The organism is Vogesella amnigena (assembly GCF_042648905.1).
GTDB classification, from domain to species: domain Bacteria; phylum Pseudomonadota; class Gammaproteobacteria; order Burkholderiales; family Chromobacteriaceae; genus Vogesella; species Vogesella amnigena.
Map to the genome: position 1 here is coordinate 331,282 of NZ_JBHRYH010000021.1, position 24,836 is coordinate 356,117.

General features: G+C 60.1%; 18 protein-coding genes. 9 read left to right on the forward strand and 9 right to left on the reverse strand.

Annotated elements, in window-relative coordinates; translation table 11 throughout:
* Positions 1-12 precede the first annotated feature (12 nt).
* The 8 genes from ACFOKJ_RS11360 to dnaA all read right to left on the reverse strand — a co-directional run bounded on the left by ACFOKJ_RS11360 (position 13) and on the right by dnaA (position 16,764).
* Positions 13-1,452 carry a hypothetical protein gene (locus tag ACFOKJ_RS11360; protein ID WP_390279621.1) on the reverse strand — a complete coding sequence of 480 codons (1,440 nt, stop codon included), beginning with the start codon at positions 1,450-1,452 and terminating at the stop codon, positions 13-15.
* Positions 1,452-5,873, reverse strand: coding sequence for an ATP-binding protein (locus ACFOKJ_RS11365; protein WP_390279623.1), 4,422 nt, complete (start codon positions 5,871-5,873; stop codon positions 1,452-1,454). Before ACFOKJ_RS11365 ends, ACFOKJ_RS11360 begins: the two co-directional genes overlap by 1 nt.
* Positions 5,866-9,705: a hypothetical protein gene (locus ACFOKJ_RS11370; protein WP_390279625.1), complete on the reverse strand. Its 3,840-nt coding sequence runs from the start codon at positions 9,703-9,705 to the stop codon at positions 5,866-5,868. Before ACFOKJ_RS11370 ends, ACFOKJ_RS11365 begins: the two co-directional genes overlap by 8 nt.
* 43 nt (positions 9,706-9,748) lie before the next feature.
* Positions 9,749-10,561 (reverse strand): hypothetical protein, encoded by an 813-nt coding sequence (locus ACFOKJ_RS11375; protein ID WP_390279627.1) that lies wholly within the window; start codon positions 10,559-10,561, stop codon positions 9,749-9,751.
* Positions 10,558-11,286, reverse strand: coding sequence for a hypothetical protein (locus ACFOKJ_RS11380; RefSeq protein ID WP_390279628.1), 729 nt, complete (start codon positions 11,284-11,286; stop codon positions 10,558-10,560). Before ACFOKJ_RS11380 ends, ACFOKJ_RS11375 begins: the two co-directional genes overlap by 4 nt.
* A gap of 397 nt (positions 11,287-11,683) precedes the next feature.
* Positions 11,684-14,074 carry a DNA topoisomerase (ATP-hydrolyzing) subunit B gene (gyrB, locus tag ACFOKJ_RS11385; protein WP_390279630.1) on the reverse strand — a complete coding sequence of 797 codons (2,391 nt, stop codon included), beginning with the start codon at positions 14,072-14,074 and terminating at the stop codon, positions 11,684-11,686.
* 107 nt (positions 14,075-14,181) lie between these two features.
* Positions 14,182-15,291 (reverse strand): DNA polymerase III subunit beta, encoded by a 1,110-nt coding sequence (gene dnaN, locus ACFOKJ_RS11390; RefSeq protein ID WP_390279632.1) that lies wholly within the window; start codon positions 15,289-15,291, stop codon positions 14,182-14,184.
* A 36-nt stretch (positions 15,292-15,327) separates the two neighbouring features.
* Entirely contained in the window at positions 15,328-16,764 is a 1,437-nt protein-coding gene (dnaA, locus tag ACFOKJ_RS11395) for a chromosomal replication initiator protein DnaA (RefSeq protein WP_390279634.1), read from the reverse strand.
* Between the two features lie 389 nt (positions 16,765-17,153).
* Here dnaA and rpmH point away from each other — a divergent pair, with 389 nt between their 5' ends.
* The 8 genes from rpmH (at position 17,154) to rfbC (ending at position 23,543) form a co-directional block, all read left to right on the forward strand.
* Entirely contained in the window at positions 17,154-17,288 is a 135-nt protein-coding gene (gene rpmH, locus ACFOKJ_RS11400) for a 50S ribosomal protein L34 (protein ID WP_088965802.1), read from the forward strand.
* Positions 17,289-17,291: 3 nt separating this feature from the next.
* Positions 17,292-17,645: a ribonuclease P protein component gene (gene rnpA / locus ACFOKJ_RS11405; RefSeq protein WP_390279635.1), complete on the forward strand. Its 354-nt coding sequence runs from the start codon at positions 17,292-17,294 to the stop codon at positions 17,643-17,645.
* Entirely contained in the window at positions 17,630-17,839 is a 210-nt protein-coding gene (gene yidD, locus ACFOKJ_RS11410) for a membrane protein insertion efficiency factor YidD (protein ID WP_174875018.1), read from the forward strand. Before rnpA ends, yidD begins: the two co-directional genes overlap by 16 nt.
* A gap of 17 nt (positions 17,840-17,856) precedes the next feature.
* A complete protein-coding gene (gene yidC / locus ACFOKJ_RS11415) occupies positions 17,857-19,515 on the forward strand; it encodes a membrane protein insertase YidC (protein ID WP_390279638.1) in 1,659 nt (552 codons plus the stop codon).
* Positions 19,516-19,646: 131 nt separating this feature from the next.
* Positions 19,647-20,999, forward strand: a complete 1,353-nt coding sequence (mnmE, locus tag ACFOKJ_RS11420; protein WP_390279640.1) for a tRNA uridine-5-carboxymethylaminomethyl(34) synthesis GTPase MnmE — start codon at positions 19,647-19,649, stop codon at positions 20,997-20,999.
* Positions 21,000-21,002: 3 nt separating this feature from the next.
* Complete coding sequence (gene rfbB / locus ACFOKJ_RS11425) at positions 21,003-22,061, forward strand: dTDP-glucose 4,6-dehydratase (RefSeq protein ID WP_390279642.1); 1,059 nt, start codon at positions 21,003-21,005, stop codon at positions 22,059-22,061.
* A gap of 43 nt (positions 22,062-22,104) precedes the next feature.
* The gene (rfbA, locus tag ACFOKJ_RS11430) at positions 22,105-22,992 is read left to right on the forward strand and encodes a glucose-1-phosphate thymidylyltransferase RfbA (RefSeq protein ID WP_390279644.1); all 888 of its coding nucleotides are present in this window, start codon (positions 22,105-22,107) and stop codon (positions 22,990-22,992) included.
* Positions 22,993-22,994: 2 nt separating this feature from the next.
* Complete coding sequence (gene rfbC, locus ACFOKJ_RS11435; protein WP_390279646.1) at positions 22,995-23,543, forward strand: dTDP-4-dehydrorhamnose 3,5-epimerase; 549 nt, start codon at positions 22,995-22,997, stop codon at positions 23,541-23,543.
* Between the two features lie 75 nt (positions 23,544-23,618).
* On the opposite strand, the gene ACFOKJ_RS11440 is transcribed toward rfbC, so the two are convergent.
* Complete coding sequence (locus ACFOKJ_RS11440; protein ID WP_390279648.1) at positions 23,619-24,059, reverse strand: hypothetical protein; 441 nt, start codon at positions 24,057-24,059, stop codon at positions 23,619-23,621.
* Positions 24,060-24,230: 171 nt separating this feature from the next.
* On the opposite strand from ACFOKJ_RS11440, the gene trxC reads away from it, so the two are divergent.
* Positions 24,231-24,680 (forward strand): thioredoxin TrxC, encoded by a 450-nt coding sequence (gene trxC, locus ACFOKJ_RS11445; protein ID WP_390279650.1) that lies wholly within the window; start codon positions 24,231-24,233, stop codon positions 24,678-24,680.
* The last annotated feature ends 156 nt before the right edge of the window (positions 24,681-24,836 follow it).

Below are 24,836 nucleotides of genomic sequence, written 5' to 3' on the forward strand. Positions count from 1 at the left end.
CCAAGTAGGCAGCTAAACGAACAAGGTACCCATCGCAATTTCTTCGCTAAACTCGCCAAATGAGTTAACTCGGTTCAGCGTACGTACCTGCCAAAGATAGAAGGCGCGGAGCGGCGCAGACACGGACCCAGCGCTCTCGCGGTACGCGGTACTGCGAGAGATGAGAGCCGTACCGCAATTTCCGCTCAACTGCCTTGGGCGGGCCGGTCCCCAGCCAGCGTTCCAGTAGCAAAAGTCAGCTACAACCTGATCCTCTACCTTGACCTCAAGCTGCCCATCTCGAGGGGTGACCGCGATCTCATCGACACCTGGCAGCGTTGGCAGAAAGATACGCGATGGATAGAGGTCGAGCTGCAGATAACCCAAGCGGTCGAAGTCCAGCGCTCCGGCCAACGGCCAAGCCTTACTCTTCACCTCCAGCAGTCGTTCAAGAGGTGGTGGGGCCAAAAGGGTCGTGGTGCTGAGTGGCTCTGGGCCTGTACTGGGGAGCATCTGCCCGCGGCTCCAGAAGGCTTTGAGATGTGCAATCAGGCCCGCATCGTCAATCGGGCTGCTACCGGCCTGCGACCAACGCACTAGGGAAACCTCCACACACCGTTCCATCGACATCGCGACTGGCGAGTTGAACGCAATCAGCTCTCCGTCTGGCTGCGCCGCCTTTACACGGTCAAGCAGGACCCGAAATGCGGTTTCGACCGCTACGGCATCGCCGTCAAAGTCTGCCCGACCCGGAAACCACTCGGGACGCTTTGGCCTGAGCATGGCCAAAGTCGGATGGACAGGAAGCGCCAAGAGTGCCTTCTTATCCGCCAGCTCCGGTGGCATGCCCCAGAACTGCTCTGCAACTGCCAGTGTGCGAAGGTAGGCTGAGATGGCCCGAAGGGCGGGGCGCGCGGAGAGCTGGCCGCTGAAGCCATCGCCCAGCGGTCGCATGAAGTGCCAGGGGTCGCCTTGATATGGCGCGTCCGGATAGGCAGCCCGGTTCTCCGTCCACTCATAGGCCATCTGCCGGACGAACGGGAGTCCCGTGCAGACCTCGAGTCTGCTCAAGGTTGTGCGGAACATCCTAGGCAGGTCCACACCTTGAACGCCGTTGAAATCTGCGGGGATCTCGAAGTCCTCGGGGGCTTCTTTTAAGCCCGCGTAGCTGTCCTGAGTCAATAGTCCAAGGTCGTCCAAAAACAGATCGGAAAGCAGTGACGGCTTCGGGATGCTGCCTGCTAGCTCGACGGGCGAGTAGCCGTGTCCCCGTGCCGCCATCCAGAAGATGCATAGCACTTCAACCACCTCGGCCTCCAGCTTTCGAGAGCGCAAGAACTGAAGTAAGGCGGTCTCCGTTCTGTCCTTCATTGCTGGCTCGCTCAGGCGAGCTGCCAGCTCCTGCATAGTCCACCACCTTGCGGATATGGAAGGCCATCCGAGGCGGGCGATGAGGATGCGAAGCTCGTCCATCAAGCCTCCGACACAGAGGGAGAGGCCAGTTCAGCCGCCCAACGCGGCTGCTCTAGCGGCAGGGTGCGGGTGTCCTCGATGACACAATTAACCATGGTCTCTGCGAACCCCACGGCCTCAACAATGCGTCCCTGTCGCGCATAGAAATAGACCATCAACTCCGTGGGGGCAATGCGTGGTGGCTCAGGGTTGCCAAACATACCGTAGGTAGTCTCGGCCACGAACTCGTCGCAGCGACGCGGGTAGTATTGCGCTACTAAGTCGAGCCTATCCCGGGTCTTCTTGTCGCTCTCCGCGAACCCAGTCCACGCGCCGCTTTGAATCTGCGCATGGACAAGGTATTTCCAAGCCGCATTTACTCCGCTCAGCTTACGCCTCGTTTGGAAAGCGAGGTCATACAAGAACAGGACATCCTTTTGCCTTCCCTCCTTGGATAGCAATAGTCCGTCGAGTGCGTCGAGCAATCGCTTCCCCTGCCCCTTCATGGCCCAGTGCTGATACCAAGTGCGAAGGAGCTTGGTCTGCTCTTTGTAACTTGCAGACAGACTCTCAAGTAAGTCGTGGAGTTGTTCAGGTTTGAAGGCTGTGACATCGCCATCATAGGGCTTGCTCTCAATGCTGCTCCCTGCATGCTCCTGCCTCTGTAACACGCCTACGCCCCATCCATTGTGCTCCTGAAGAACACGAAGCCGATCCGCAGCACTCGCGCTGCCATCTTGTGCCAGTCGCTGAAGCACTTCACAAATCTCGGGATGCAAACCCGAGCGCATCAACGCGTCCAGCGGCCAATTGTCCTTCACCGCCTGCTCCACGTAGGCGCGCAGGCTGTTCTCAGCGAGTGACCAGTCGCCAACATGCGTGTGCTCCTCGTACTTGACCACCAGCGCTGAAGGTCTCAACTTCGCCAGCAGCTCATCAGCCGCAGCCAGAACATGCTTTGTTCCTCTGCCATCGGTGTATTGGAGGACTTGATGGACTTGGGGCGCGACCTGGCCCAGTAGCCGGCGGGCCTCGTCTGGCGCGACGTCAACCAGGTAGCCGATAGCGTCCACCGTGTTGTTCAGTGTCGGATCTTTGCGATGCGCATAGCCGGTCGTCAGCTCCCAGGTTTGCCTGCAAAGCTCCCGAGCCTCTAGGGTCTGTCCGTGCGCTAACGCTATCGCGCAGAGTTGCAGCGGCGTCTGAAGGTGCACGCTGGTCTCCTGCCGAACTTCAGCATCAAGCAGTACCCGCTGAGACTGCACGAATGCCGCAGCGGCTCCATCGGCCATCCGCGTCAAGTACCCCGCTGCGTACTGGGTGCGAAAGGACACGCTGTCGAACCAGGCGCACTTGCCGGCCGCTTCCATGGTCTCCTCCGTCAGTGCTACATCGTCGAAGTTGCCCTGTAGGACGCTACCAATGTGGATGTCGCACGCGATGCGATGTAACCCGTTCCTGAAGTCTTCAGCTGCCGAGCTCCAGTCGTAGCTTTGTCTGAAATGCTGGAACTCCACTGAGGCTAGAAGCCCGAAGAGCTCGTGGAAGTCCACGAACTCGCCGCGCCACCAATGGAGAGCAATCTGTGCGGCGACACCAGAAAGAGCATTGAGAAACTCGGTAATGTTCTCTCTGTCTTCGTAGTCAGGGGCTCGTACGTACTCGAAGTCGGTCTGGCCTTCCGCAGCCATGCAAAGGCCTAGATGCACAGTACTGAAAAACCAGTGGTGCGCGAGCGTCGCCAGATCCGTCTTGCGTTCGTAGTAGTCGCCTTTCAGCCACTCCACCGGGATCGGTGCGCTCAGTGACTTCGAGGCACGCGTGTACATCGCCTCCATAGCTGCAACGAAGGGAGTCCGCGCAAGTACGTTGAAGTCATCTCGCTCGGCAATGCATACTCCGGATTTCGCTGCCGCGCGGATACACGCATCACTGATAATGTTCTTGTTCTCGCCGTCGGCCAGCAAAGCTACGAGCGTCATCAGGTCGTCCAGCTTGCCCTCTTCAACCAGAATCCTGACTCGAGGTAGCCATACATCCGGGTTGTTCCGGGCTACCAAATGCGCGAGCCTCTCGGGAGTGGCACCGATGGCGCCAAGTCGCGCAAAAGCACCAGCCAAGAACTTGAGGTCGTCAGAGCCATTGCTAGACGCATACCTGCTGGAGAAACGGCTCAGGCCGCGGTACCGGCGAAGCGCTTCTTCACCGCACGTTTCGGCCAGAACCTGGTCACCCCGAGCATGCAAGGCAAGTCCAAGCGCCGCAACCTGCAGGATGTCTGCCTCGTGCCTTGAGGCGACGGCCTCGCGAACGACGCTCTCTTCCTCTGCCAGCGTCAATGTGAAAGAGACGAGCCTAGCCATGTCGTCGTCCTGCATCTGGAACCGGCTACCACCGACTATCCGGGCCTTGAGGTGCCCCAAGCGATAGGCTTCAGCGAACTCCCTCGTGTCCAGCGCTGCAACTAGGGCATCAGTGAGTAAGGTATCAAACAGCGACTCCGGATACCCCTCTTCCAGGCGCAGCATGACCCAGTCGCGTGTTAGTCCCGTGATGAGATTTTTGGGATCTCCTAGCTTGGCCTGGACCGACCAGAGCCAGTTCACGCGCAGGGACGTGGGTGCTAATGTCTCCAGCCAGTTCGCGACATAGGGCATCAGCGCCTTGATGCGGTCTGCGTAGTCATCCGTCGAGCGCACGTAAACCGCCAAGCTCTCGTGGAAAACCTTCAGCCCTGCCACCGACGAGTGAAGCAAATGCTCGACCTTCTCGACCTCAGGCACTGCCAACTTGACCGCAGCGGCGATCTCGGCAAACGCCGTCCGCGGCCAGAAGAACGGGAAGGCGCAAACGAGTCGCAGCGTGTCCTTCAAGCTTGGAGGAAGCCTCTCCCACAGGGACGCGTAGTAGAACTTTGCATCTTGGCTCAGATCGCCCTTGAGTTGCTCGACGTCCCACTTGGACAGATTGCGGCCAGTATGCTCCAGCTCGGCGGTCGCATAGATGATGTGAAGAGGATGGCCATTGGTCCTTGCACGAAGCTCAGCTGCGGCGGCCTGCAGTTGATCCTCGGCATGTTTCTCGCCCTCGAAGCCAGTCGAGAGCCTCCCCTCTTGAACCGCTTTGCGCAGGTAAGACAGGACTGCATCCCCAGACATCGCCGGCAGAGTTCGCCATTCGGCCTTTGGGGCCGAAACGAGCAAGTCCGCCGGCAGTTGGGCGTCATCCACGGGTTGGGTTCCCACGAGCAGCACCATGTTGTCCGGGCACGGCACCACCTGGGAGAACAGGTCGTCCAGCGGTAGCTTGTCCTCGGCGTTGGTGCGCCAGACGTGATCCAAGCCGTCCAGGACGAACACGAAGGGCTTACCGAGCGCCTTGTAGTGGGCAGCGCAGGCCTCCAGGAGCGAGCGCAGGCCCTCTGGTACCCTCGGGACGTCCGGATGAAACTGCTCGACTTGCGCCCTGATGGACTGCTCAACCACATGGCTGTGCACACGGTCCCGCCCCCGCTCCGTTGTCGAGAGGAAATAGTGATGGCGAACCGTCGGGATACTTTGCTCCGCGAGCGTGTCGCACAGTGCGCTCAGGTAGGTGCTCTTCCCGCGGCCTGGTGGCCCTGTGAGCACGAGCACCTTCCCAGCAGCGGCAATGGCGTCCCGCATAAACTCCCGATGGAACGTCTCGTCTGGTACCTCATAGCCCTTGGGCACAACGAAGTCCTCCGGCAGCGGTGCCGGCGGCGACGCCTGGAGGATGGCACGAACCTCTGTGAGAGTGATCCAGCCGTCCGGAGCCGGGAAGTTCTTCTGCGTCGCCCAGTTCAGGGCCACGATCTGGAGATTCGCGATGCCTTCAGGGGTGCCATGCAGCCGTAGACGCGCAGCGACTTCATGCTCCAGCACGACGTATCCCTTGTCGCTGTGCCGAATGCGCAGCTGATTGAAGAACCCCTCGCACTCTTCTGCGCTGCCAAGCTCAGCAATAACCTCCGAGCGCTTCGACTCAGGGATCTTGGCGAAGGAAATCTTGCCGGCATCCAGACAGGCCTCGATGGCGGCATCCGGCCGACGGTTTGTTGTGAGCGAGAGCTCGCCAATGCGAGCTGGATCGAGCTTCTTGAAAGCGTCGTACCACTTGCGAAGCATCGACCTCGACCGCGCCGTTTTGCCGGTCTTCTCGAGCATCCACTCCCAAGAGAGCAGGTGCATTTCAGGGTCCGGGGTGAACTTGACCTGCTGGAGGTCTACAAAGCCATCACTTCGCTCGACGACGATGTCATCCAGTCCCGTCGGCGCTATGGTCTCGTCGTCGCACTCAAACTTCACCCGGCTGTAACGAACCGGCGCGTCGAGCCAATCGCATAGAACCTTGAGGCCCTGCCGATTTTGGTAAATGTAGCCAGCCGCAGTGATTGCTGTGTTCTTGATGTTCTCAGACATAGTCGCGAGATGTGATGAGCTCGGTCTTGATCCAGGTGTCCAGTGCGTCCACTCGCACGAACTTGGTCGGAACAGGGTACGGCGGATGAACCATCCAGTAGTACACGTCACGGCTCACGTAGAGCTCCATATGCCTGAAGGGGTTGGCTTCTGATTGCGGCCACTTCAGCAGCTCAAGCATCCTTAAACGGTTTTTCTCGAGAAACTGCCTTCGGCGGAGGATTCTACTGAACTGCCCGGCCTTATCGTCCTCCGCTTTGCCGAATATCCGGTCACGAAGTCGACGACCATCTTTCACCGTGTAGGGTGGCTGGTTGTACTTGCACTCCACCGTCACGAGCAGGTTTGCATCTGGCCAGTAAGCGAAGACGTCGAAGTCACCAACGTCCTCGAACCCCTCACTGCGGAACCTCCTGAAGAAATCGATGCCTCGCAGAACGAATGGAGTGTGCCGACGGAATATCTCCTCGGTACGAATCTCTAGCCGACTCTCGATGCTCTCTTTGACCTGTCGAACTACTGGTTCAACATGGGGCCACTTGAAGTCTGCCGGGAGATAGCCATCCCGCACTGAAGACATCCAGATGTACATTGACCGGCTAGCAGTTTCTGCACCCCAACGCAAATCGGCTCCATCTACAACGAGCGGTCTGATCGTGTATCGATGGATTCGCTTGCTGTGCTCCCAGTACGGGACATCGGCCTCATCGACATCCCTTCCTGAGAGTCTGCGAATACCAGCCTCTGAAAGCGTGAGGAACGCCACAATCCTTTCTGCCTCAGCAAGATCAAGTCCCTCAATGTTGTCGGCCAGTCCTTTTGCAACACGGCTTGGAGCGGCGGCATACGATAGCGAGAGCTCATCGCCAAAACCGTACCTTTGAGCTTGTGACAGGACTGCGAGAGCGGTGATTAGACTCTGCAGGTCAAATCCTAGGTCGGCTACGAAAGCACTCTTGAGCTTCTCTGAGATCAGTAAATCTTCCGACTCGCCTTCTACAGTATCTTCGCTGTTTGCTCCAAGTCCCAGCCGTGACTTCGCATACTCGCGTGCGAATTCGGCCTCGCGATCGTCGGATCCGGTCGAGTAGAAAACATCTGGAATGTACGAATCGTCGATCACAACGCCACCAACGTCTATGCCGTTATGAAGGATGTCGCTAGCTCCGGTAAGCACCATGAACCAATCAACCAGGCCAACCAACTCGCGCAGTACGTCATCAGTTACTTCCCCGTTACCGGTCACTGGTGAGCTAACTGTTTTTTCCAGTAGGTATCGATAGTGACGAGCTGTGGAACCGAAATCTTTGCGAGCTTGTTCAACGGCATCTAACCTGTCGTAGTCCACATCATGAGCGAGGCTTTGACGGGCCCGTTGAATCTTCATTCTCTCGGCCACAAGAAGAGCATCGTGCTGCTCAATGAATGCTCGCAGAAGTTGATGCCTGTCGAGCGATGACAGCCGATTCTCGATGTGATGACGCAAACGGGCGCCGGCAGGATCAATCCTGGCCTTGGCATCTGACAGCTCATATCGTCCTGGAGTCAGACCGAGCTCCATTATTTCCGTAGCCAAGTGTTTGCGTGCAGACTTGTAATCGGCAGGCGAGGGGATGACAGGTTCCACGTAGTCAGGGACATCCACGTTTCGGTCACTGACCCTTAGGTGGTAACGAGCCGGCTCTGACGCTCTGCCGCGAAGCCGGTCTTCAATGCCGTTGGGCAACTCCAATCCACATGCAGCGTGACACCTTTCGAGCGTCTCCAGCAAGCAACGAACTTCAAACGATCCATCCTTGGCTGCGTTTAGTCCTGCGAGCACTGCGTGGACGTCAACCCGCAGATGAAATAAGCCTTTGCGAACAGCATCCACTTTCGCTGAAGTCACAGCCCGCGCAATGTCCTCAATTGGCTTGGGAGTATCCTCATCACCAATGGTGCTGGAGGGGTCAGGATCGCAAGTGAAAAGAACATGTGGTTGTCGAAACAGAAGGATGTCCGACAGTTGCTCGCGGCAGCGGTAGGTGCAGTCCGCAAGGAGTTGGGCGAAGAGATCGACCATGTGAGCATCCTTGATCCGCAGATCTTCAGAGATTTCCACCAAGGTTTGAACGGTACAGGTGCCAACTGATGTTGAGTACGCGACTGCTTTGTGATGACGCGACTGGAGCTCAACGACGCCTTCTGTTCCATGGGTCAGCCGCCAGCCAGCAGAACCATCTGGAAATACGCTTGGTGCGCGCGACCAAAAGTCAGCAAGTGCCTTGAATCGCCAAGATGTGCCCCAGTGAGGGTCCAATCCGATAAAAGTGGGGAAAACCGCCCCTTCAACAAGTACACCGTGTGTGTCCTTAAATGAAGCAAATAGGTCCACAGGGCCGGTCGAGAAGGGGCTAAGAGAGCGTCTATGAGAGTCAACGAATTTCCAGTAATTTTCCAATTCGTCGAGGTCATTCAGACTGTCGAAGATGGTGATGAAGTCCGCCAGCGGTAGCAGGTGCGCAGGCCTCTCGGGCACCACTATGGAGCCGAACGCCGTGCCCGCCTGGGTGACCACAATGATGATTCGAAGCTCGTCGGCGCTTAGCCCAGTATCCCCATCCTTGGACAACATGAATACTCGCCCATCTGCGAGACGAAAGTGGATGGGCATGCCATGCCTCATGTTGGTGTAGATGCTTTTCGCGGCACTTGAAAGCCGCTCATTCGCTGTGTGATCACATGCGCAAATGAGGTAGACACCAGAGTCGGCCGAAATAACACAGCTGATTGGGAGATCTTCACAGACTGTATCACCGACGATGAGCATCAGAGGACCCATGGCCGTATCTCGGAAGCGCTCAGCGACGAACCACGCAAGCCTTCTATGAGTATGAGCGCTGACTCCGGCCAGTTCTTTGTTTGCCCAATGGTCCACGACGACTCCCGGAGCACTGCGAACTGACATCGGCACCCAAGTGCCGTCGCTTTCAACGGCCAAGAAGGGAAGAGCTACCCCTTGCATTACGGCATCACCGAAGCCACTCCATGTCAAAGGTCCCTTGAAAGCGCCAAAGTGAGTCTCGAGGCTACCTCCCGCATTGTCCCGCCAGTTAGCAATATTGGTTCCGACCTGTAAAAGCGTTGATCTACAGACCTGCCAGAAGTCTTCGGGGGGCACCTCGACGTGAGCACGTTGTGGCTCTTCCCCGAGAGAAGTCCATAGGCTGGGTATCGCCTCAATGATCCGCGCTTGCAACGCAACGGCGAGGTCCATTTGGGCAAGGGCCTCGGGAATATGAGCGTAAGTGATGCGGAACGCTTCTACGAAGTCGGGCGTACGCTCAATGCAACTGCCGTAGAACATTGGCACAAAGTCCCGACCAAGACGTACCCTAATTTGCCCCCAGTCGGCCTCGGGAGAGAAGTCCTCGAGCATTGGGAACTCGGGCCATACTGCGTACAGAGCCTCCGAAAACGCCTTGAAGTCTGCGTAGCTAGTGATGGGCATCCCGCTTTGGCCATCGTTCGGAAGGCTTAGCAAAACACCCCACGCGAAAATGTGCTTGATAGGGCTACCAGTGTTTGCTGGCCATAGCTCGGAGACACTCAAAGCAATCGCGGCGTCGACGCGCTCATATTGGCTGAGCAACGCGCGTATAGCCTCAAGATGCTTTTGAAACCGGGTTTCCTGGTCCGCCTTATCAGTGGATAGCTCTCGAAATTTAAGCATTTCACGCAGTAGAAAGTCTGGATCGCCTTCTCTTCGTGCAAGTCTGCGCTCACGTTTCTCTCGAGATTTTTTCCCCATGTCATCTACCTCTGCGCGTGCAGTCTCACTAACCAGCGTCATAGGCTGCCCCGACTCTTGTAGGCAATCCTGCCCTATGATTGTTTCAAATCACTAACTCACATAGCTTGTCTGCCGCCGCCGCAGTGCTAGAGGCTGGCCACAGCCTCATTGACACGCTGTCAGCCTCACGCTCGATCTCATCTAGGTTTCGTTTCAGCGCGGTGCGTTGCTTATCTCCCAACGTTGGATCAGTATCCGAGGGAACAGCCATAATCAGCCCTGCCTGGGTAACCCCTGAAATATCTTTGGCACGGGCAAGCTCCCATAGCTTTGCACGTGCGTCACGGACACTTGAAGGCTGCCGAACTGGGTGCAACATGCCGAAATGTAAGATTGCTTTCGGAGACGAGAAACCAAAACGGACTGGCTCTCCACCATTCAGGAGAATGGCCATACGATTAAAATACGTATCAAGTTCAGGATGTCGGGCCACTACCTGTTCACGGACCTGAGTTGCAAACCTTTTGTTTCCTTCCGCTTGGTTGGAGCTTAGATCCTCACTATCGCTATCTAACGCATCCAAATTTGCCAAGCTCGAATACATCAGAGCGGCAATGCGAAGAGCCTCACTGCGGTCTCTGACATCGGTCTCAATGGTTCTTCCAGGTGTCAACCCCATAAGTGGGGGTAGTTCGACGGCAGCAAGAGGCATAAGTTGTAAGTAAGTCTCTATGGCCGTACTGAAGAGAGTTTTCAGCTTACCAGCAGCTTCGCCATACATGGCATTCAGTACATCATCTCTGATAAGAATGTGCCCTGTGGCTTCGTTATCCATTGAGATAATGGCGGCGGCTGTTAACCGTTCTCCTGTGCCAGCAACAGGCTCCCAAAATAGGGGGGAAATAGTGGCTTTCATTGCAGCCCCGCAAACAAGTCATTCGGTTGAGGAAAGCGGGCAACTACTCGCGATGCCAGAGCAGGAAGCCTATTGGCGACAAACTCAGCAAATTGGTAAGTGCCAGCTTCGGCAGCGCTCTCTGCCGCTTCAAGTAGGCCGTTATCAGATAACGTAAGGGCATGTGAAACTGCACTAGTCTGGACTTGGTTGTGTAAGCCACAAGCACTAAGCAGCAAAGCTAGCTTATTTCGGTCAGGGAGGTCAGCAACCCCGAGAGATTGGTCGTGATCTACCCACACAGGCTCACCTCCATCCCATAAGACCTGGCCAATGTGACGATCCACATTGTGAATCGCCTCATCTGCAGCGACAACGACCCCAGTTTGGGACCAACTGGCTAGCAAGGTTGCAGCTGCTACGATTAGCTTTTCTTTGTATTGGTCTGGTAGATGGTCACTCCAACCTAACCGCTGCTTGAGATTAGGGTAAGCCGCATCCTGAGAGCCATATAGAACTTCATTCCCCGCAAGCACAAGGCAGGGGGCTGGCGTTGAAATGCCCCATCCCCGTAATACGAGCGCGGCGAAACATTCTGCGGCTATCTTGTGCTGTTCAAGTCGCTTGCAGATGACGGTTATGATTCCCCCCGTTGATAAACGGACTTGAGCTCGGAATGGCTTGCTGTTTCCTTCTCCAAGACTTTGTTCTGTCCCGGGGATAAGAGTTGTGCGCTCAATCTGCATGATTAACTTAGCCTCTCACACGGCAATTAGGGGAAAAACGAGCCAGTGCTTACATTATCGACTCTTAAATCTATGGGAAACAGGGCATGATTGCCACCCCGCCACCCAAATGACATCAAACATCAAGACCTTCTGACATACACAGACCTCGCAGAAAGCAGCTTTGGGAGGGCTTCTGCTCTTAGCCGATGATGGTTATTTTAGCACGTGTGCATGATCGTCATGCTTTGGCCGACAAGTAGCCTCGTGCCCACTATAGGGTAAGTCCCATTGGTCACTTAGGAATGAAAAATGGCCTCCAAGTTTGGAGGCCATTTGCTAAGCTGAGTACAGCTGGCAGAATCCCAAAAATCTAGAAAAGTAGGAAAAATCTAGATATTCGTGGGATCCTACAACATTACACATCAATATTCCGCGCAATCAACGCGTTCTTCTCGATGAAATCACGGCGTGGTTCTACGTTGTCGCCCATCAGGGTGGTGAATACATCGTCGGCGGCCATGGCGTCTTCGATTTTCACTTTCAGCAGGCGGCGCACGGTCGGGTCCATGGTGGTTTCCCACAGCTGGCCGGGGTTCATCTCGCCCAGACCCTTGTAGCGCTGGATGGAGAGGCCCTTGCGAGCTTCGGCCAGCAGCCAGTCCAGCGCGTCGGCAAACTCGGCTACCGGCTTTACGGTTTCGCCGCGTTTTACGCTGGCGCCTTCGCGCAGCAGGCCTTGCAGCATGTCACCGGTTTTCACCAGCACTTCGTAATCGGCGGTGTCCAGGAAGTCCTGGTCCAGCACGGTTACCTGCACGTTGCCGTGCAGTTTGCGGGTGATCTTGATCAGCCATTCGTCGTTCTTTTCGTCGCGCAGCACGGCAAGCTTGATCAGCTCTTCCGGCAGTACCGCGGCCAGGGCGGTGCTGGCGGCGTTGGCCTGGGCTTCGCTTTCCAGCGCGATGCGGCCAACCTTCAGCAGGGCGTGCAGCACCAGCGGGTCCACCACACGGCTTTCGCGGTCGATGGCGGCGCGGGCCTGCAGGTACTGGCGGGCGATTTCGGCCAGGGTGTCACCGGACAGGGCGGCTTCGCCTTCGGCCGGAATCAGTTCGGACTTGTCCAGCGCCAGTTGCAGCAGGTACTGGTTCAGTTCGAAGTCGTCCTTCAGGTAGCGTTCCTGCTTGCCGTGCTTGGCCTTGTACAGCGGCGGCTGGGCGATGTAGATGTGGCCGCGCTCCACCAGCTCGGGGGTCTGCCGGTAGAAGAAGGTGAGCAGCAGGGTACGGATGTGTGCGCCATCCACGTCGGCATCGGTCATGATGATGATGCGGTGGTAGCGCAGTTTGTCCGGGTTGTATTCGTCCTTGCCGATGCCGCAGCCCAGCGCGGTGATCAGGGTAGCCACTTCCTGGCTTTGCAGCATCTTGTCGAAGCGGGCGCGTTCCACGTTGAGGATCTTGCCCTTCAGCGGCAGGATGGCCTGGAACTTGCGGTCGCGGCCCTGTTTGGCGGAACCGCCGGCGGAGTCACCCTCGACCAGGTAGAGTTCGGACATGGCCGGGTCTTTTTCCTGGCAGTCCGCCAGTTTGCCGGGCAGGCCCAGGCCGTCCATCACGCCTTTGCGGCGGGTGATTTCGCGGGCCTTGCGCGCGGCTTCGCGGGCGCGGGCGGCTTCCACGATCTTGCCGGTGATGATCTTGGCTTCGTTGGGGTTTTCCAGCAGGAAGTTTTTCAGCGCCTCGTTCACCACTTCGTTCACTACCGGGCCGATTTCGCTGGATACCAGCTTGTCCTTGGTCTGGCTGCTGAACTTGGGGTCCGGCAGTTTTACCGACAGCACGCAGGTAAGGCCTTCGCGCATGTCGTCGCCGGTGGTGTCCACCTTGGCCTTTTTGGCGACTTCGCTTTCTTCGATGTAGGCGTTCAGGGTGCGGGTCATCACCTGGCGCAGTGCGGTGAGGTGGCTGCCGCCGTCACGCTGCGGGATGTTGTTGGTGAAGCACTGTACGTTCTCCTGGTAGGAGTCGTTCCACTGCATCGCCACTTCCACCGTCATGCCTTCTTTTTCGCCGATACCGTAGAACACCTTGGGGTGCAGCGGGTTCTTGTTGCGGTTCATGTAGCTGACAAAGCCGGCCACGCCGCCGGAGAAGGCGAAGTTTTCTTCCTTGCCGCTGCGCTCGTCGATCAGGGTGATCGCCACGCCGTCGTTCAGGAACGATAGTTCGCGGATGCGCTTGGCCAGGATGTCGAAGTGGTATTCCACCTTGCCGAAGGTTTCTTCGCTGGCGCGGAAGGTTACCTGGGTGCCGCGGTGGTTGGTGTGGCCGGTCATGGTGAGCGGGGCCACGGCTTCGCCACGGCGGAACTCCATTTCGTGCACCTGGCCGTTACGCCAGATCTTGAGCTTGAGCCAGTCGGACAGCGCGTTCACCACCGATACGCCCACGCCGTGCAGGCCGCCGGAGATCTTGTAGCTGTTGCTGTCGAACTTACCGCCGGCGTGCAGGATGGTCATGATGACCTCGGCTGCCGAGCGGCCTTCTTCCGGGTGGATGTCGGTAGGGATGCCACGGCCGTTGTCTTCCACCGAGATGGATTCGTCCGGGTGGATGATGACCTTGATGGTGTCGGCGTGGCCGGCCAGTGCTTCGTCAATGGCGTTGTCCAGCACTTCGAACACCATGTGGTGCAAGCCGGTGCCGTCCTGGGTATCGCCAATGTACATGCCGGGGCGCTTGCGTACTGCGTCCAGCCCTTTAAGGACCTTGATGCTGTCTGCGCCGTATTCCTGTTCGCTCATAAAACCACTCTTGTCTTGATTCGTCCGGGGCATGCTGCCCTACCGTCTGCGGCCAAGGTTGGCCGCAACAGTGCGCGCAAGGCTTGCCCTGCGCGCTTGCCCGCGCATCAGATGCGCATCGGCATCACGATGTACTTGAAGTTGCTGTTTTCCGGGATGGTTACCAGCGCGGAGCGGGTGCCGTCGCCAAACGCCAGCTGCAGGGTGTCGGCCGGCAGGTTGGTCAGCACGTCCAGCAGGTAGTTGATGTTGAAACCAATCTCCAGCTCGCCGCCCTGGAAGGCGATTTCCAGCTCTTCTTCGGCTTCTTCCTGCTCACTGTTGGTACACAGGATGGACATGGCACCCGGCTTGAGCACCAGGCGCACACCGCGGAATTTCTCGTTGGCGAGAATGGCGGCACGCTGCAGCGCCTGCAGGAAGGTAACGCGCTCGATCAGGAAGATCTTCTCGTTATCCAGCGGAATCACGCGGTTGTAGTCGGGGAACTTGCCGTCCACCACCTTGCTGATGATCACGGTGCTGCCAAAGCTGAAGCGCACCTGGTTGCTCAGCAGCTCGATGTTGATCTGCTCGTCGCTATCCTGCAGCAGCTTGTACAGCTCCAGGATGGTCTTGCGCGGCAGGATCACTTCGCTCTTGGCCAGGGTGGCTTCGATGTCGGCGCAGGCAAAGGCCAGGCGGTGGCCGTCGGTAGCCACCAGGCGCACCTGGTTGCCTTCGGTCTGCAGCAGCAGGCCGTTCAGGTAGTAGCGGATGTCCTGCACGGCCATGGCGTACTGCACCTGGGCAATCAGGCGCTTCAGGTCGCGCTGGCTCAGCTGGAAGCTGGCCTCGGCGGCGCTGCCCACGGTGAGCAGCGGGAAGTCGTCGGCCGGCAGGGTCTGCAGGTTGAAACGGCTCTTGCCGGCTTTCAGCGTCAGGCGGCCGGCGTCCTGCTGTTCCAGGGTAACGGTGGCGTTGCCCGGAATGGCGCGCAGGATGTCCTGCAGTTTCTTGGCCGAGGTAGTGAGGCGGAACGGCTCGCCTGCCATGTCTTCCGGGCTCGCGGTGGTGATCTGGATTTCCAGGTCGGTGGCGAGAAAGCTCACCGCATCGGCCTTTTTCTCGATCAGCACGTTGGACAGGATCGGCAGGGTATGGCGGCGCTCGACAATGCCGGTTACAGCCAGCAGGGGTTTGAGCAGCGCGTCGCGTTCGGCTTGCAGAATCAGCATGTGCAGACTCCCGGGGTTACGGTTCGTTTATCAGTATCAGTTACGCAGCATGGCCAGCAGCGTATCGTAATCGTGCGCTATGTCAGCGTCACTACCGCGCATCTCGGCAATGGTCTTGCAGGCGTGCAGTACGGTAGTGTGGTCGCGGCCGCCAAAGGCGTCGCCGATATTGGGCAGGCTCAGCGAGGTCAGCTCCTTGGCCAGCGCCATCGCCACCTGGCGCGGGCGGGCAATGTCGCGGCTGCGCTTCTTGCTGTGCATGTCCGACAGCTTGATCTTGTAGTACTCGGCCACGGTCTTCTGGATCGCCTCGATGGTGACCTGGCGGTTGCCGGCGGCCAGGATGTCCTTCAGCGCTTCCTTTACCAGCTCCATGGTGATGGGCTGGCTGGTAAAGCGGGCATAGGCCACCACGCGCTTCAGTGCGCCTTCCAGTTCGCGCACGTTTGAGCGCACGTTCTGGGCAATGAAGAACGCCACGTTGTGATCCAGCTTGGTGCTGTCGGCCTCGGCCTTCTTCATCAGAATCGCCACGCGCATTTCCAGCTCCGGCGGCTGGATTTCCACGGTCAGGCCCCAGCTGAAGCGCGAGATCAGGCGCTCTTCCATGCCTTCTATCTGCTTGGGGTAGCTGTCACAGGTCATGATCACCTGCTTGCCACCCTCGATCAGCGCATTGAAGGCGTAGAAGAATTCTTCCTGGGTGCGGTTCTTGCCGGCAAAAAACTGGATGTCGTCGATCAGCAGCAGGTCCAGCGAGTGGTAGTAGCGCTTGAACTCGTCAAACGCCTTGTGCTGGTAGGCGCGCATGATGTCGGCCACGTAGCGCTCGGCATGGATATAGCGGATGCGCGCCTGCGGGTTCTTGGCATACACATGGTTGCCGATGGCCTGGATCAAGTGGGTCTTACCCAGGCCCACTCCGCCGTAGACGAACAGCGGGTTGTAGGCGGCATCGCCCGGGTTCTCGGCAATCTGCAGCGCGGCGGCGCGCGCCAGCTGGTTGCCTTTACCGGTAACCAGGGTGTCGAAGGTGAACGCCGGGTTCAGGCGGGTGCTCTCGTGACCACCGCCAATGGCCTTCAGTGCCGTCTGCTTGGCCGAGGCCGCCACGGCGGGCGCGGCCGGCTTGTCGGCCGCCACTTCCACTGCCGCCACGTTGGCCGCAGGAGCAGCACCGGCCCGTGCGCTAGCCTTGGGCGGAGCCAGCGGCGCCGGCGTGGCGCCGGCGGGCGCGCCAATGCGCAGCTCTACCGGCAGCTCGCCCAGCATTTCAATGGCCAGTTCCTCGATACGCGCCAGGAAGCGGTCCTTGATGAACTGCAGGATGAAGCGGTTGGGCGCGTACAACACCACCGCCTCCTCGGCCACTTCGGCAGCCAGAGGGCGGATCCAGGTGTTGAATTGCTGCGAGGAGAGTTCTTCCTCAAGCCGCGTCAGGCACGCAGGCCAGAATTGATCCGGTTCGGTCATTAATGAGTCGTAAAAACAAAATCCCGCCGCAGACGGTATGCAGGTTGCGGCGGGAAGAGTTGCCAGCTACAGGCGGCAACGTTATTCGGGGTACTGCCGTGGGGGGCCGGCATGGTTCACCGCGCGGCTAGGGCCACGGTTACCAGCTCGGCAGCAGTGCGGAATCTGCAAGCCGCAATTCTAAGGGTTTTGGCCCAAGTTATCCACAGCGCTGCGCTATTTTTACGCACCAGCTGGCCGGGCAGCCAGCATCGGCTTGGCATAAATCAAACAACTGTTCCCGTCGACTTGCCACAGTCCGCAGCGGCCAAACCGCGCCGAGGTTGACAAAACCCGGTTTTATCTGTGTAATCACGCGTTTATTTCCGTTTCGAAACAGGAAAATCATCATGAAACGTACTTACCAGCCGTCCAATACCCGCCGCAAGCGCACCCACGGTTTCCTCGTTCGCTCCAAGACCCGCGGTGGTCGCGCCGTTCTGGCCGCCCGTCGTGCCAAGGGTCGCAAGCGTCTGGCTGTATAACGCTTGGATCACACCTTTCGCCGTGCGCACCGGCTTTTGAAAACGGATGAGTTCTCATCCGTTTTTCATTTGCGCAACGCACGCAGCAATACGCTGTTCCAGGTGTATGCCCGGCCCAACGGCCTGAGCCATGCCCGCCTGGGGCTGGTGGTCGGCAAAAAGACCGCCAAGCGCGCCAACCGCCGCAACTACATCAAGCGTACGGTTCGCGAGTGGTTCCGCCTGCATCGTCACGAACTGCCAGCAGTGGATTTCGTGGTGCGCTCCCGCCAGGCCTATCACCGCGACAATTATCCAGACGCCATGGCAGCGTTGGCCGCACTGTTTGCTAAACTAGCGCGATGTCGCGACTCCTGATTCTGCTGGTGCGGTTTTACCAGCTGGCCATCAGCCCGTGGCTTGCGCCACGCTGCCGCTATCAGCCCACCTGCTCCAGCTATGCCATCGAGGCGCTGCGGAAACACGGTGCGCTGAAAGGCGGCCTGCTTGCGACACGACGGATTTGCCGTTGCCACCCCTGGGGCGGCAGCGGTTATGACCCGGTTCCCTGACCTTTCCGGTAAGTGAGATGGACTCCAAACGACTGATCATCTTCATCGCGCTGTCCTTCGGCATCCTGCTGCTGTGGCAGAACTACTTCGCGCCGAAGCCCACCGCCAAACCCGCCGTACAACAACAAGCCAGCGCGGCCGCCGCCAGTAATGCCGACGTACCCGCCGCTGCCGCCACTGCCACTCCGGCAGCCGACAGCACCAAGCTGCCGCGTGGCCAGCGCGTAGTGGTGGATACCGACGTGCTGCACGCCGAGATCGACACCAATGGTGGCGACCTGCGCAGCCTGCTGCTGAAAAAGCACAATGCCGCGGAAGACGCCAGCAAGCCGTTCGAGCTGTTCACCGACAAGGCTGGCCGCATGTACGTGGCCCAGACCGGCCTGATTGCCGCCGGCAACCCGGCTCTGCCCACCCACAAGACTGTCTTCAGCGCTGAAAAAGCCAGCTACACCCTGCAGGGCGACCAGCTGGAAGTGAAGCTGACCGCACCGGACGCTAACGGCGTGAAGGTAAGCAAGGTCTACATCTTCAAGAAGGGCAGCTACCTGATCGACGTGCGCTACGACATTGCCAACGGCTCTGCCGCACCGCTCGCCACCACTGCCTACTACCGCCTGCTGCGTGACGGCAAGGCACCGGAAGGCGAGGGCCGCTTTGCCCACACCTTTACCGGCCCGGCGGTATACACCGCCGAGAACGCGTTCCAGAAAGTGGATTTTGCCGACCTGGACAAAGGCAAGGCTGAATACACCAAGAACGCAGCCGATGGCTGGGTGGGCATGGTGCAGCACTACTTCATGAGCGCCTGGGTGCTGAAGCCGTATGAAGGCCAGGCCGTATGTGCCAATGCTCAGGCATGTACCTTCCAGCTGGAGCCGTCCAACGGCAACTACTCCGCCGCGGTGATGGTGAATCACGCGCCGGTAGCCGCCGGCAAGACCGCCTCCTTCACCGTGCCGCTGTACGCCGGCCCGGAGGAGTACAACACCATCACCAAGGTTGCTGATGGCATGGCCTACGCCAAGGACTTCGGCAAGGTGCACATCTTCGCCTCGCCGCTGTTCTGGCTGCTGACCAAACTGCACGCCATGGTGCAGAACTGGGGCTGGGCGATCGTGCTGCTGACCCTGCTGGTGAAGGCTGCCTTCTACCCGCTGACTGCCGCTTCCTACCGCTCCATGGCCAAGATGAAAGCCCTGGCGCCGCGTCTGGAAACGCTGAAGCAACAGCATGGCGACGACCGCATGAAGTTCCAGCAGGCGGTAATGGAGATGTACAAGACCGAGAAGGTGAATCCGCTGGGCGGCTGCCTGCCGATGCTGATCCAGATTCCGGTGTTCATCGGCCTGTACTGGGCGCTGCTGGCCTCCGTCGAGCTGCGTCAGGCTCCGTGGCTGTACATCGTCGACCTGGCTCGCCCGGACCCGTACTACATCCTGCCGGTACTGATGGCAGTGAGCATGTTCGCGCAGACCTTCCTCAACCCGCCGCCGGCCGACCCGATGCAGGCGAAGATGATGAAGATCATGCCGGTAGCGTTCTCGGTAATGTTCTTCTTCTTCCCGGCCGGCCTGGTGCTGTACTGGGTAGTGAACAACCTGCTGTCCATCAGCCAGCAGTACTACGTGAACAAGCAGATCGAAAACGCCCGCAAGGCGGCACTGCAGTCCTAAGCTGCGGCCAACCTTGCAAGGGATAGAATCCAAGCCCGGCCACATGGCCGGGCTTTTTGATGTATCAACAAAAGACCATCCTGCAAGCGCATCGCGTGTGTTTGCATGATGGCCTTACGCAGAAAGACAGCATGAATCTCGCCTACACCCCCAGCACCATCTGCGCCGTTGCTACCGCCCCCGGTCGTGGCGGCGTGGGCGTAGTACGCATCTCCGGCCAGCAACTGCTGCCGTTCGCCCAGGCCATCAGCGGCGGCAAGACACCCAAGCCGCGCTACGCCACCTACACCGACTTCTACGCCGCTGACGGCAGCGCCATCGACAACGGCCTGCTGCTGTACTTCCCCGGCCCCAACAGCTTTACCGGCGAGGACGTCATCGAGCTGCAGGGCCACGGCGGGCCGGTGGTGCTGAAGATGCTGATCAGCCGCTGCCTGGAGCTGGGCGCGCGGCTCGCGGAACCCGGCGAATTCACCAAGCGCGCGTTCCTCAACGACAAGCTGGATCTGGCGCAGGCAGAAAGCGTGGCCGACCTGATCGACGCCGCCAGCGAAAGCGCCGCCAAGAGCGCGCTGAAATCGCTGAAAGGCGCGTTCTCGCACGAGATCCACATACTGGTGGACGAGCTGATCAACCTGCGCATGCTGGTGGAAGCCACGCTGGACTTCCCCGAGGAAGACATCGACTTCCTGCAGAAAGCCGACGCGGTAGGCCGGCTGCGGAATCTGCGCGCCCAGCTGCAGACGGTGCAGCGCACCGCCCGCCAGGGCGCGCTGCTGCGCGAAGGCATGCACGTGGTGCTGGTGGGACAGCCCAACGTCGGCAAATCCAGCCTGATGAACGCGCTGGCCGGCGACGACATCGCCATCGTCACCGACATCGCCGGCACCACCCGTGACACCGTGCGCGAGGAGATCGTGATCGACGGCGTGCCGGTACACATCATCGACACCGCCGGCCTGCGCGACACCGACGACGTGGTGGAGCGCATCGGCATCGAGCGCACCTGGCAGGCGGTGGAACGCGCCGACCTGGCGCTGGTGCTGATCGACAGCCGCGAAGGTATCGTCGCCGACACCCAGGCTATCCTCGGCAAACTGCCGGCGAACCTGCCGCGCGTGCACGTGTTCAACAAGGTGGACCTGGCCGGTGGCGAGGTTGGCCGCAGCGAGGAAGACGGCCACCCGGTAGTGCGCCTGTCCGCCCGCACCCATGCCGGCGTGGACGACCTGCGCGCGCTGCTGCTGGAGATGATCGGCTACCAGGGCGAGGACGCCGGCGTGTTCCTGGCGCGCGAACGCCACCTGGACGCCATCGCCCGCGCCGCCGACCACCTGGCACTGGCCGAGCAGGACTGGCAAATGGTGGAAATCTTCGCCGAGGAGCTGCGCATGGCGCAGAACGCGCTGTCGGAAATCACCGGCCGCTTCACCCCCGACGACCTGCTGGGCGTGATCTTTTCGCGCTTCTGCATCGGCAAATAAGCCATGACCATCCTGGTAACCGGCGGCGCCGGATTCATCGGCGGCAACTTCGTACTGGACTGGCTGGGCGGCTGCGACGAACCGGTGGTCAACCTCGACAAGCTGACCTACGCCGGCAACCTGCTCACCCTGCAGTCGCTGGCTGGTGATGCGCGCCACCAGTTTGTGCGCGGCGACATTGCCGACAGCGCGCTGCTACACCAGCTGCTGCAGCAATACCGCCCGCGCGCGGTGCTGAATTTTGCCGCCGAAAGCCATGTAGACCGCAGCATTCACGGCCCGGATGCGTTCATCGCCACCAATATCGTCGGCAGCTTCCGGCTGCTGGAGGCGGTGCGCGACTACTGGCAGCAGCTGCCGGCAGCCGAGCAAGCGGCGTTCCGCCTGCTGCAGGTGTCCACCGACGAGGTGTACGGCTCGCTGGCGCCGGGGGATGCCGGCTTCAGCGAACAGCATCGCTACCAGCCCAACAGCCCCTACGCCGCCAGCAAGGCGGCAGCGGACCACCTGGTGCGCGCCTGGCATCACACCTACGGCCTGCCGGTGCTCACCACCCACTGCAGCAACAACTACGGCCCGTACCAGTTCCCGGAAAAACTCATCCCGCTGGTGCTGCACAATGCACTGGCCGGCCAGCCGCTGCCGATCTATGGCGATGGCCAGCAGGTGCGCGACTGGCTGTACGTAGCCGACCACTGCGCCGCGCTGCGCACGGTGCTGGCGCACGGCCAGCCGGGCGAGCACTACAACATCGGCGGCAATGCCGAGCTGAGCAATCTGCAGCTGGTGCATACGCTGTGCGCGCTGCTGGACGAGCTGCGCCCCGGTGCTGCCCCCTACGCCACGCTGATTCGCCACGTGGCGGATCGCCCCGGCCACGACCGCCGCTACGCCATAGACGCCGGCAAGCTGCAGCGTGAGCTGGGCTGGCAGCCGGCGGAAAGCTTCGCCAGCGGCATCCGCAAGACCGTGCAGTGGTACCTCGATAACGCCGAATGGGTGCACAGCGTCAGCAGCCGCAGCTATCGCAGCTGGACACAGCGCCAGTATGGAGCCAGCTGATGCGCGCCCCTGCCCTGCGGCCAACCTTGCCAAGGTCACAGCCATGAACCAGCCACGCAAAGGCATCATCCTCGCCGGCGGCTCCGGCACCCGGCTGTACCCGGCCACGCTGGCGGTGAGCAAGCAGCTGCTGCCGATCTACGACAAGCCGCTGATCTACTACCCGCTGTGCACGCTGCTGCAGGCCGGCATCCGCGACATGCTGATCATCTCCACCCCGCAGGACACGCCGCGCTTTGCCCAGCTGCTGGGCGACGGCAGCCAGTGGGGCATCAGCCTGCAGTACGCGGTGCAACCCAGCCCGGACGGCATCGCCCAGGCGCTGCTGCTGGCCGAGCCCTTCCTGGCCGGCGCACCGGCGGCGCTGATCCTCGGCGACAACATTTTCTACGGCGACCACCTGCCCGCCGTGCTGCAGGCTGCCAGCCAGCAGCGCGACGGCGCCACGGTGTTCGCCTACCACGTGCACGACCCGGAGCGTTACGGCGTGGTGAGCTTCGACGCCGCCGGCAAGGCGCTGTCTATCGCCGAAAAACCGGCACAGCCAGCCTCGCGCTACGCGGTGACCGGGCTGTACTTCTACGACAGCCAGGCGGTGGACATCGCCCGCGGCATCGCGCCATCGGCGCGCGGCGAGCTGGAAATCACCGACGTGAACAACGCCTACCTGCAACAGGGCCGGCTGGCGGTGGAAACCCTGGGCCGCGGCTACGCCTGGCTGGATACCGGCACCCACGACGCCATGCTGGAAGCCAGCCAGTTCATCGCCACCCTGGAAAAACGCCAGGGCCTGAAAGTGGCCTGCCCGGAGGAAATCGCCTATCGCGCCGGCTGGATAGACGCCGCACAGGTCGCCACGTTGGCTGCAGCGCTGCAACACAACGAGTACGGCCGCTACCTGCTGGGCCTGCTGCAACACCGGGTGTTCTGAGCATGCGTGTAATCGATACCGCCATCGCCGACGTCAAGCTGATTGAGCCGGTAGTACACGGCGATGCGCGCGGTTTCTTCTTCGAAAGCTTCAACCAGCGCCAATTCGACGCCGCCATCGGCCGGCAGGTAAGGTTCGTGCAGGACAACCACAGCCGCTCGGCGCGCGGCGTGCTGCGCGGCCTGCACTACCAGCTGCAGCAGCCGCAAGGCAAGCTGGTGCGCGTGCTGCAGGGGGCGATTTTCGACGTGGCAGTGGATCTGCGCCGCGGCTCGCCCAGTTTCGGCCTGTGGCTGGGGCACGAGCTATCCGCCGACAACCGGCTACAACTATGGCTGCCGGAAGGCTTCGCCCACGGCTTTCTGGTGCTGGGCGAGTACGCCGAGGTGCTGTACAAGACCACCGACTACTACGCCCCAGAACATGAACGCTGCATCCGCTGGGACGACCCGGAGCTGGCCATCGGCTGGCCGCTTGCGGCCGCACCGACACTCTCCGCCCGCGATGCACAGGGCACCGCGCTGCGCGCTGCCGAGCTGTTTGGTTCGTAGCCCGGATAAGCCAACGGCGCATCCGGGGTTGCGACCAACTTCCCGGATGCGCTGCGCTTATCCGGGCTACGGCGCTTACTCCGACGGTTTCAGATCGATACCCTCCAGCTCCTGCTGTACCGTATCCGGCCGGCACATCACCGTGGCGGCCTGCTTGCCGTTGATCAGCACATTCACGCCGGCCTCGATATCGTGTTCTTCGCTCAGGCGATCCACACCCCAGAACACCGAATACACCGTCTTGCCATTGGGAATATCCACCGCGTAGGACATGTAGCGCCCCACTCCCTGCCACTGGCTGGTGGATGCCTGGCTGCGCGGCACGTTCAGCGCCAGCTCCGGCATTGCCCCCGGCTTGCCAAAACTGTAGCCGATGGTCTTGCCGGCATCGCACACCTCCACCTGCTTGCCCTTAGTAGTCTGGCAGGCAAACACCGTCTTGCTGGCACCCGGACATTTCGCCTGCGCACCGGCGGCCAGCAACCCCATCATCACTACCATCATCCATTGCTTCATGTATTGCTCCCTGATTTGCACGGTACCCATAGCTTGCGGGCAAGCCACCATGCCGGCAAGCATCACACAGCGGCGGCTTGCGCGAGCGCAAACCAGACGGGCGCGCCGCTTCGCGCTTGAAAGCCGAGCCGCCAGAACCCATCTGCCAGTCATTGCCTATGGGAGATCGCCATGACCACCACCGCCCTGCACCTGGTTTGCCCACACTGTGCCACCACCAACCGCGTACCGGCCAGCCGCCTTGCCGACAGCCCCAACTGTGGCCAGTGTCACCAACCGCTGCTCACTGGCAAGCCGCTGGAGCTGACGGTGGACAACGCCGAACAGCACATCTCGCGCAACGACATCCCGGTGGTGGTGGATTTCTGGGCGCCCTGGTGCGGCCCGTGCCAGATGATGACCCCAGCCTTCTCCCAGGCCGCCGCCGCTATGCCCACAGTGCGCTTCACCAAGATCAACACCCAGACCGAAACCACCCTCGGCCAGCGTTTCAACATCCGCAGCATCCCCACGCTGATCCTGTTCGTGGGCGGCCGCGAAATCCAGCGCCAGGCCGGCGCCATGGACACCGTCAGCATCCAGCGCTGGATTGTCGCCGGCTTGGAGAAGACGAGGCAGTAAACACCAAAACCTTGGACATGAACACGCGTAGCCCGGATAAGCCCTAGGCGCATCCGGGGATATGACAAGACGCGCACCAGCCAAACCATCAATGCACAGTGGTATTGGCCGGTGTAGCTACACCCCTCGTCCCCGGATGCGCCTGCGGCTTATCCG

Excerpts from the sequence above, each read along its gene's own strand:
- ACFOKJ_RS11365 (WP_390279623.1), bottom strand. The coding sequence starts at position 5,873 with ATGTCTGAGAACATCAAGAACACAGCAATCACTGCGGCTGGCTACATT.
- ACFOKJ_RS11440 (WP_390279648.1), bottom strand. The coding sequence starts at position 24,059 with ATGAAGCAATGGATGATGGTAGTGATGATGGGGTTGCTGGCCGCCGGT.
- rfbC (WP_390279646.1), top strand. The coding sequence starts at position 22,995 with ATGCGTGTAATCGATACCGCCATCGCCGACGTCAAGCTGATTGAGCCG.
- dnaA (WP_390279634.1), bottom strand. The coding sequence starts at position 16,764 with ATGACCGAACCGGATCAATTCTGGCCTGCGTGCCTGACGCGGCTTGAG.
- ACFOKJ_RS11360 (WP_390279621.1), bottom strand. The coding sequence starts at position 1,452 with ATGGACGAGCTTCGCATCCTCATCGCCCGCCTCGGATGGCCTTCCATA.
- rfbA (WP_390279644.1), top strand. The coding sequence starts at position 22,105 with ATGAACCAGCCACGCAAAGGCATCATCCTCGCCGGCGGCTCCGGCACC.
- rfbB (WP_390279642.1), top strand. The coding sequence starts at position 21,003 with ATGACCATCCTGGTAACCGGCGGCGCCGGATTCATCGGCGGCAACTTC.
- ACFOKJ_RS11370 (WP_390279625.1), bottom strand. The coding sequence starts at position 9,705 with ATGACGCTGGTTAGTGAGACTGCACGCGCAGAGGTAGATGACATGGGG.
- yidD (WP_174875018.1), top strand. The coding sequence starts at position 17,630 with ATGTCGCGACTCCTGATTCTGCTGGTGCGGTTTTACCAGCTGGCCATC.
- ACFOKJ_RS11375 (WP_390279627.1), bottom strand. The coding sequence starts at position 10,561 with ATGAAAGCCACTATTTCCCCCCTATTTTGGGAGCCTGTTGCTGGCACA.
- dnaN (WP_390279632.1), bottom strand. The coding sequence starts at position 15,291 with ATGCTGATTCTGCAAGCCGAACGCGACGCGCTGCTCAAACCCCTGCTG.
- ACFOKJ_RS11380 (WP_390279628.1), bottom strand. The coding sequence starts at position 11,286 with ATGCAGATTGAGCGCACAACTCTTATCCCCGGGACAGAACAAAGTCTT.
- rpmH (WP_088965802.1), top strand. The coding sequence starts at position 17,154 with ATGAAACGTACTTACCAGCCGTCCAATACCCGCCGCAAGCGCACCCAC.
- trxC (WP_390279650.1), top strand. The coding sequence starts at position 24,231 with ATGACCACCACCGCCCTGCACCTGGTTTGCCCACACTGTGCCACCACC.
- yidC (WP_390279638.1), top strand. The coding sequence starts at position 17,857 with ATGGACTCCAAACGACTGATCATCTTCATCGCGCTGTCCTTCGGCATC.
- gyrB (WP_390279630.1), bottom strand. The coding sequence starts at position 14,074 with ATGAGCGAACAGGAATACGGCGCAGACAGCATCAAGGTCCTTAAAGGG.
- mnmE (WP_390279640.1), top strand. The coding sequence starts at position 19,647 with ATGAATCTCGCCTACACCCCCAGCACCATCTGCGCCGTTGCTACCGCC.